Raw genomic sequence first — 7,999 nt, 5'->3', positions numbered from 1 at the left:
ACCTTGCAGTCGACGACCAGGTCCTGAACGCTGCAGATCCGCGCCGGCGGATGATCGCCGAACACTTCCTTGAACACCTTGTTGAACGAGCTGAAGTAGCGCGCGTCGGTGAGCACGGCAGTGACATGGACGACATCCTCGACGCCGTAGCCGGCTTCCTCGGCGATCTGCAGGCAGCTGGCGAAGGCCAGCCGCGACTGCTCGATGATGCTGCCCTCGACGACCTCGCCGTCGGTCATCGGAGTCTGGCCGGAGACGAACAGCCAGCCGGCCGCTTCGGTGGCGCGGGCGAAGGGCAGTTTCTGGCCGCCGGTGCCGACGCCGCCCTCGACGCCATAACGTTTGATGCTCATGGATTGTTCTCCTGATGGGTTCGCGGGACGAGATCACGCGATGGTTCAGGCCTGACCGGCAAGGTCAGGCTCAGTAGCAGACGCCGCGAGCGTGGACGGTTATCTCGCCGACGATGTCGTTGCCCTCGCACAGCACCAGGCGATCCTTGAGATTGGGCACGACGCAGCAGTGGTTGGGGATGATCTCGAACCGATCGCCGATCGCGAGTCGATGAAGGGAGGGATCGTAGCGCAGGAAACCATGCTCCTCGTTGAGATGGGTGATCGTCGCATCCGGCATCGAGACGACATGGCCATGGCCCTTGCCGTGCTTGGTACCGTCGCTGGTCAACGTCTTGGAGCCAGCATCGAGAATGGCGTAGCCCGGCTCCTGCTGCGCAATGACCGTCGTCAACACACGCTGGGCGCACTGCGCCGGGGTGACCTCGCCGACATCGAGGATGCCGCGATCGCCCAGCACGTAGTTGCCGGCCCGGACCTCGGTGGCGCCGGGCAGTGCCTCGATCATCAACGCCTCCATGGAGGAGCCGATGGACAAGGTGTCGACGACGATTCCCGCCTCCGCCAGCAACGTCCTTACCGACTTTAGCGTCTCCAGCGCCTCCTGAGCGACGGCGATGCGCGCCTCGCGACTCGCGGGCGCGTAGCACTGTCCGGCGTAGCCCTGCAGCCCGGATATCCGAACCGATGCCAGATCAACGGCGCGCCGGGCGACCGCCAGCACGCGCTCGTCCGGTGGCAGCTCGCCGCGGTGAATGCCCACGTCGATCTCGAGATAGAGTTCGATGACCCGGCCGGCCTCGGCGGCTGCCGAGGCAACGTTCTCCAACGCCTCCAGCGAGTTGATCGACACGATCAGTCGGTCAAGTCGTGGGGCCAGGGCAACCAGGCGCTGACGATTGCGCTCACCGATGATCGGGTAGGCGATCAGGATGTCCTTGAGGCCGTGATCCGCCATGACTTCGGCTTCGCCGATACTGGAAGTGGTGATGCCCCGGGCGCCGGCCTGCTGCTGGCGCAGCGCGATATCGGCACTCTTGTGCGTCTTGATATGAGGACGATGCGCGACGCCGGCATCGGCGAGCCGGCGCTCCATTCGGTCGATGGTCGCGTTCAGGATATCGCGACGCACGATGACTTCCGGGGTCAGCAGTTCGTCGAGAGTCGTAGGGTGATCAGGCATGCGAAAAAATGACCTCGTCGAGGGAATCTATGATCTGGGCATAACCGAGTGCCGCCATCTCGAGTTGATCGAGCTCGACGAATTCATCGGCCTGATGGGCCTGCACGATAGAGCCCGGACCGATGATCAGTGTCTTGATGCCGGCCTCCATCAGAAAGGCAGCCTCACAAGTCGCTTCAAAGGGATAGAGACGAGGCGCCATACCGCGTGCCCGTTCGACTGCGGCCGCGCAGTGTCGGCTGATACCCGCCTCGACCGGCGTCAGGCCGGACGGACAGAAGGTAGTCTGGTTCAGCTGCCAGGACCCGATGCTGCCGGCGGCTTGCAGACGCGAGAGTTCGGCTTCCAGAGCGTCGCGCACCTGGGCCTCGGTTTCGCCGCAGGCCAGGCGGCCATCGATCTGCAGGCTCGCCCGGGCCGGGATGACGTTGACCTTGACGCCACTCTGGCATCCGGTGACCTGCAGCCGGCTCTGGCCGAGCACATCGTTGGATCGCTGCTGCTGCCATCGCCTGTCCAGGTTGCGAATCGCCTGAACCGCTTCGACGGCATGGTAGAGCGCATTGACGCCATGCTGCGACTGCGCCGCATGACAGGCAACGCCGTCCATGACCAGCTCGAACGCGATGACGCCGCGATGCCCTATCGCGATATCCATACCGGTCGGTTCGCCAACCACGCACCAGTCGGCATGGAACCCGCTGTCCAGCAACGCCTTGATGCCCTTGTTGCTCTTCTCTTCGTCGATTACCGCCGTGAAGACGATATCCACCGCCGGTGGCTCGTCCTGGTCGACCAGGCACTCGAGCACGTGCATGAACGCCGCGACCGAGCCCTTCATGTCGCAGGCGCCGCGCCCGTACAGACGGCCATCGCGGATGTCGGGCGTAAACGCTGGCGTGGTCCAGAGTTCGGCAGGGCCAGCCGGCACCACGTCGAGATGGCCGTTGTAGGCGAAGCTGTGGTTCCGGTTGCGCCCCGGCAACCGGGCGATCACGTTGAACCGGTCACCCGCCACCGGCTGGCGCGTCACTTCCAGACCCAGCCGCTCGCAGAAACTGGCAATGACATCGCCTACGCCCGCCTCGTTACCGGGAGGGTTCTCGCTTTCCCTCTCGATCAAACGGCGCGTCAGTTCGGCCACCCGCTGGACATCGAGTCGTTTTCTCAGGTTCGAACTCATGTCGCCTCCCGGCTTACGGTGGTCACCCCGACCCCGTCACGGGCGGGCTGAGTGATCAGGCTGACGACGATCAGCGTCAACACATTGGCGACGAAGCCCCAGGCGGGGGCGACGATGCCCCACGGCGTACCGATGACATAGGAGAACAGCAGCGCGGTGACAAGTCCGACGATCAGCGCGGCGATCGCTCCCTGCTTGGTCGCCTTCGACCAGAACAAGGCGGCGATCATCAGCGGGAAGAACTGGATCACACCGCTGTAGGTATTCGCCAGAATCGTCCAGAGGAAGGTCGGCTTGGTCAGCGCCGCCGCATAGGCGATCACGCAGGTGATCAGCACGAACGCGCGGGAAACGGCGATGATCCTGGATTCCGATGGACGCTTCTTGACCAATCGCAGATAGAGATCCTGCGCCACTGTCACCCCCTGGGAGTGGGCGAGACTGTTGATCGTCGAGAGCGATGCGGCGATACCGCCGGCGCCCAGGATGGCGATGGTCCAGAGGGGTGCATAGTCGCCGATCAGCGAGATCAGTGCCGTATCGGGGCTCGCCAGGGAGGGAATCAGAATGGCGGCGGCGAGCGCCCCCAGCACGACGGGTAACTGGCTGGGCACCGAGGCCAATGTGATCAGCGAACCGACGCGACGGGCGTCACGCGCGGAGCGTGCGGCGACCATACGCATGTAGAGATGCGGCCACATGTATCCGCCGAGTCCGATGACCCAGGTCTGGGACAGGAAGTACCCCCACTCGAGATTCTTCGGTCCAGGTAGGGTCAACAATTCGGGAACACGCGTACGCGCCGCTTCGAAGAAGCTGCCGAACCCGCCGAAGGCATCGAAGAGGATCATGCCGACGACGAACCAGATGCTGGTCACGAAAACGATGCCGAGCAGGACATCGGTCCAGGCGACGGAAGTCATGCCACCGAAATAGATGAACAGTGCGCAGATCGCCACGGCGATCAGCGCACCCAGCCAGAACGGTACTAGGCCGTCGGTAAAGATATCGAAGATCAACCCGACGCCGACCACCTGAATGGTGATGTAGGGAATCATGCAGACCGTGCCCACGAGCCCGACGAGAAGTCCCAGCAACCGGCTGTCGAATCGATGCGCGAAGAAATCGGCTTGCGTCACGAACCGGTGGCGCTGCCCCAGCGCCTGCATGCGGGGCGCGATGAAATAGAAGACGAGACCGGAAATCGCGGTCGACGTGAACGCGAAGATCCAGCCGATGCCCTTGGCATAGACCTCCGCCACCGCACCGAGAAACAGCGACGAACTGTACCAGGTCGCCATCGACGTGAAGAACAGCACCACCGGCCCCATGCCCCGTGAGCCGAGAAAGTACTCGTTGACGCTGAGCGCCTGTTTCGCCTTGCGGCTGAAGGCGGGCGCGAGACCGACCCCCAGCGTCAGGATGAGAACGATGGAAATGCCAATCAACGCCGTCATGATTTGCTCTCCCCTTCCAGGGAGGACACGCGGCTATGCAACACCATGAGAATCCATAACAGCAGCGGTATCGCCCCACACCACAACAGGAAGAACGGAACACCCAGAGGCGATGGGGTGATGCGGTTGGCAAGGATGACGATCGGCGTGGCGGTCATGGCGATGACGACCGCCATCAGCAACCACAGGACACGTTGGGTTAGGGAGCGTGACATGGCAGGGCCTTTATTGATGTTGTCTTCTAATCACTCAACATATAATACATGTTCGAATAATTTATAATACATCATCACGAGCAATACAATCGCCACTGGAACTTTGTCCGAGTAACACCAATCATCGAAAATCGACAACCTAGCCCGACGGGCGGCCAAAACCTGTATGACATCTCCGGAAAACGCTACACTGCGCGTAATTGCACGAGTGGATGAAAGAAGGGTTATGGCAGGAATCGATTTCTTCGCGGGTGGCGGATCGCGCCTCTACAGACAGGTGGGCGAACATCTGCTCGCCCGTCTGAATGCCGGCGAGTTTGCCATCAGCGGCCGGCTGCCTTCGGAAAAGAACCTGTGCGAGGCCTACGACGTCAGCCGTACCGTGATCCGCGAGGCGCTGATCATGCTCGAGGTCAAGGGCAAGGTCGAGATCCGCAAGGGTTCAGGCGTTCACGTGGTAGAGGGGAGCGATGCCAACGAAGAGCTCGACCACGACATAGGTCCATTCGAACTGCTGCAGGCGCGCCAGATTCTCGAGAGCAGCATCGCTCGGCTCGCCGCACGCACGGCGGGTCCACGCGATATCGCTCGCCTGGAGACCGCCCTGGCGCTGGAGACTCAGGAGTTCGAGCAAGGCATCTACCAGGGTCGGGGGGATTTCGAGTTTCACCTGGGGGTCGCCGAGGCCACACAGAACAGTCTACTGATTGCCACGGTCCACCAGCTCTGGAAATATCGGGAAAAATCGCCGATGTGGCAGAAGCTGCAGTCCCATATCGAGAACAAGCAACAGCTCAACTACTGGGTGCCAGACCACCGGCGCATTCTCGATGCGCTCTCCCGGCGCGATGCGACACTGGCCGAAAGCAGCATGAGCGAACATCTCGAGCATGTGCGGGAGATGCTTTTCGAACTCTCCGACATCGAACGACCCGACATGGATCGCCAATTCTTCGCGCTACCGGCTCGCTAGGGCATCACCACCCGAATCGCCATCGGCCGCTCGTCGAGGTTGTCGGCACCGCCGCGGTCGACGACCAGAAACTCTCCCTCTCTTTCCAGCACCGAATGGATCGCATGCCAGGTACCGGCGCGGTAGTTGACACCCTGGCGGCCGTCGGTGACGAAGGCACGAACCTCGCTCGGGTCGATAGCGTCGCCCGGCGGGGCCACGACCACGATGAAGCGCTCCTCGTGCAGCGGCATGAACGCCTGGCTGCCCAGCGGATGGCGCTCGAGCAGTTCCAGTTCCAGCGGCAGCGGCACCGGTTGACTGACGAACACGCTGATCAGCGGTGGCGTCGAGGCGTCGCGGATGTCGACCTTGGCCAGCGCGTGGTGGCGTCGGGTGCGGCCGTTGTTGATCGGGAACGACTCGCTGCCGCGCGAGTCGATCACCTCGCCGAACGCGGCGAAGGCCTCTGCGGTCAGCTTCGCGGCCTCGAGTTCCAGCATGCTCACTCTCCTATTCTTGTTGCCGAATTTCCGGCTTATCGTATACAAAAAAACAACGTCCAGCGCAGGCACCAGGACGACTCGTGTTCAATCTGCCGGCTGCTCGACTTGGCCATTTCACCGTAACTGCACCCTGGTAATTGCACCCTAAGAGTGCCGGGCATCCCCGATCTGCGCACCCATCGTGCAACAACCGGCGAGAGAACGGCTCAGCGCGGCCAGGCTTCCGCCGCCAGTCAGGGGTTCGTTCGGCCGCGTCTGCCCTGAGCGTGTCGGGCTAGATACCTGATCGATGAGGGGATTATCCGGCAACAGCCGTTTTCACCCCGCCGCGACGGCCTGCGACTATTCGTGGATGGCGGGCATGGCACGCATCTTGTATACAAAATAACGGGAATCACAATCACAAGACGGCCCCGCGGAGGGCACACGCCATGTCGCAACATCCTTCCGGCTACAGCGATCGGCTCTATAACGCCGATCTGGCGCCAACCACCCAGAACTGGAACTGGTACAACATCCTCGCTTTCTGGCTCTCCGACGTCCATAGCGTCGGCGGCTACGTGGTCGCCGCCAGCCTGTTCGCGCTCGGCCTGGCGGGCTGGCAGGTGCTGATTTCGCTGCTGGTGGGTATCTGCATCGTGCAGATCTTCGCCAACCTGATGGCCAGACCGAGTCAGAAAGCCGCGGTGCCGTTCCCGGTGATCTGTCGGCTCTCGTTCGGCGTCTTGGGCGCCAATATCCCGGCGATGATTCGCGGCCTGATCGCGGTGGTGTGGTACGGCATCCAGACGTTTCTCGCCTCCAACGCCCTGACCATCGTGATCCTGCGCCTGTTCCCCGGCATGGAATCGCTGGCCGGCCCCAGCTTTCTCGGCCTCTCCTATCTGGGCTGGATCAGCTTCATGCTGCTGTGGTGCCTGCAGGCGATCGTGTTCTGGCGCGGTATGGATTCGATCCGCCGCTTCATCGACTGGAGCGGCCCGGCGGTTTATGTGGTGATGTTTGCGCTCGCCGCCTGGCTGGTGTGGCAGGCGGGCTGGGCCAACATCAGCTTCACCCTGAGCGATATCCAGCTCTCTCCCGGCGAACAGCTGTGGCAGATGGTGATCGCGGCCGCCATCGTCGCCGGCTATTTTGCCGGCCCGACGCTCAACTTCGGCGACTTCACCCGCTATGCGCGCACCTTCGACGACGTCAAGCGCGGCAACTTCTGGGGCCTGCCGGTCAACTTCCTGGTGTTCTCGGCGACCACGGTGATGATGGTCTCGGCGACGCTTCCGGTCTTCGGCGAAATGATCGACGATCCGATCGAGACCGTCTCGCGCCTCGACAACACTTTCATCGCCGTACTGGGCGCCGCCACCTTCGTGACGACGACGATCGGCATCAACATCGTCGCCAACTTCGTCGCCCCGGCGTTCGACTTCTCCAACATGGCGCCGAGCAGGATCAGCTTCCGCACCGGCGGCTTCATCGCCGCCGTCGGCTCGATCTTCCTGACCCCGTGGAACCTGTTCAGCAATCCGGAGATCATCCACTACACCGTCGATCTGCTGGCGGCCGCCATCGGCCCGCTCTACGGCATCCTGATCATGGACTACTACCGCATCCGCCGCGGGCATATCGATGTGGACGCCCTGTTCAGCGTCGATCCCGGCGGCCCCTACTGGTACCGCAACGGTTTCAATCCGGCCGCGGTGAAGGCGGTGGTCGCCGCATCGCTGATCGGCATCGTGATCAACTTCCTCCCGCTGGGTGACCTGGGGCACTTCTCGGTGTTCATCGGCGGCGCGCTCGGCGCGACGTTCTACGCCATGGCGATGCGACGCGCCTCTGTCGCGGCAGCCGTCGCCTCGTAGTCGGCCGTTCTGTCTCTTAGAGCGCCTCGTGCGTTCTCTCCCGTTGCCGGCGCCTCCAGCGCCGGCTTTTTTGTGATCGCCGCGGCGCGACATCAAAGATGGCGCCTCATTTCTCGCGGGTACGCTTCCCATTGCGCCCGGAAGATTGTATAAAATCTACAATATTCGCGACACTCGCCGTTGCGAGCCGCTCAACGTCCTGCGGCCTGCCCGTATCGGAGGAACCCCCATGAAGCGCATCCATGTCATCGATTCCCACACTGGGGGAGAGCCGACGCGGCTGGTCATGGA

General features: G+C 62.6%; 8 protein-coding genes. 2 read left to right on the top strand and 6 right to left on the bottom strand.

Features of this window, described 5'->3' with window-relative positions:
• From Q0602_RS22495 to Q0602_RS22475, 5 genes are all read right to left on the bottom strand, one after another.
• Positions 1–353 (bottom strand): RidA family protein (locus Q0602_RS22495; RefSeq protein WP_298848205.1); only part of this gene is annotated, 353 nt, incomplete at its 3' end.
• Positions 354–423: 70 nt separating this feature from the next.
• Positions 424–1,536, bottom strand: a complete 1,113-nt coding sequence (locus Q0602_RS22490; protein ID WP_298848203.1) for an alanine racemase — start codon at positions 1,534–1,536, stop codon at positions 424–426.
• Positions 1,529–2,719: a M20 family metallopeptidase gene (locus Q0602_RS22485; RefSeq protein WP_298848201.1), complete on the bottom strand. Its 1,191-nt coding sequence runs from the start codon at positions 2,717–2,719 to the stop codon at positions 1,529–1,531. The genes Q0602_RS22490 and Q0602_RS22485 overlap by 8 nt, the downstream gene beginning before the upstream one ends.
• Positions 2,716–4,176, bottom strand: coding sequence for a sodium:solute symporter (locus Q0602_RS22480; RefSeq protein ID WP_298848199.1), 1,461 nt, complete (start codon positions 4,174–4,176; stop codon positions 2,716–2,718). Before Q0602_RS22480 ends, Q0602_RS22485 begins: the two co-directional genes overlap by 4 nt.
• Entirely contained in the window at positions 4,173–4,391 is a 219-nt protein-coding gene (locus Q0602_RS22475) for a hypothetical protein (protein WP_298848197.1), read from the bottom strand. Before Q0602_RS22475 ends, Q0602_RS22480 begins: the two co-directional genes overlap by 4 nt.
• 226 nt (positions 4,392–4,617) lie before the next feature.
• Between Q0602_RS22475 and Q0602_RS22470 the strand changes: the two genes are divergently transcribed.
• Positions 4,618–5,364, top strand: a complete 747-nt coding sequence (locus Q0602_RS22470; RefSeq protein WP_298848195.1) for an FCD domain-containing protein — start codon at positions 4,618–4,620, stop codon at positions 5,362–5,364.
• On the opposite strand, the gene Q0602_RS22465 is transcribed toward Q0602_RS22470, so the two are convergent.
• On the bottom strand, positions 5,361–5,846 hold the full coding sequence (locus tag Q0602_RS22465) for an ureidoglycolate lyase (protein ID WP_298848193.1): 486 nt from the start codon (positions 5,844–5,846) through the stop codon (positions 5,361–5,363). The genes Q0602_RS22470 and Q0602_RS22465 overlap by 4 nt on opposite strands.
• 434 nt (positions 5,847–6,280) lie before the next feature.
• Between Q0602_RS22465 and Q0602_RS22460 the strand changes: the two genes are divergently transcribed.
• Positions 6,281–7,708 carry an NCS1 family nucleobase:cation symporter-1 gene (locus Q0602_RS22460; protein WP_298848191.1) on the top strand — a complete coding sequence of 476 codons (1,428 nt, stop codon included), beginning with the start codon at positions 6,281–6,283 and terminating at the stop codon, positions 7,706–7,708.
• The last annotated feature ends 291 nt before the right edge of the window (positions 7,709–7,999 follow it).

The organism is uncultured Salinicola sp., assembly GCF_937921195.1.
Classification (GTDB): domain Bacteria; phylum Pseudomonadota; class Gammaproteobacteria; order Pseudomonadales; family Halomonadaceae; genus Salinicola.
The sequence above is the reverse complement of the archived record's forward strand: the minus strand, read 5'-3'. Positions and strand labels throughout refer to the sequence as shown.

What these genes read in the sequence shown, in the direction of transcription:
- Q0602_RS22470 (WP_298848195.1), top strand. Translation starts at nt 4,618, where the DNA reads ATGGCAGGAATCGATTTCTTCGCGGGTGGCGGATCGCGCCTCTACAGA.
- Q0602_RS22460 (WP_298848191.1), top strand. Translation starts at nt 6,281, where the DNA reads ATGTCGCAACATCCTTCCGGCTACAGCGATCGGCTCTATAACGCCGAT.
- Q0602_RS22465 (WP_298848193.1), bottom strand. Translation starts at nt 5,846, where the DNA reads ATGCTGGAACTCGAGGCCGCGAAGCTGACCGCAGAGGCCTTCGCCGCG.
- Q0602_RS22490 (WP_298848203.1), bottom strand. Translation starts at nt 1,536, where the DNA reads ATGCCTGATCACCCTACGACTCTCGACGAACTGCTGACCCCGGAAGTC.
- Q0602_RS22475 (WP_298848197.1), bottom strand. Translation starts at nt 4,391, where the DNA reads ATGTCACGCTCCCTAACCCAACGTGTCCTGTGGTTGCTGATGGCGGTC.
- Q0602_RS22485 (WP_298848201.1), bottom strand. Translation starts at nt 2,719, where the DNA reads ATGAGTTCGAACCTGAGAAAACGACTCGATGTCCAGCGGGTGGCCGAA.
- Q0602_RS22480 (WP_298848199.1), bottom strand. Translation starts at nt 4,176, where the DNA reads ATGACGGCGTTGATTGGCATTTCCATCGTTCTCATCCTGACGCTGGGG.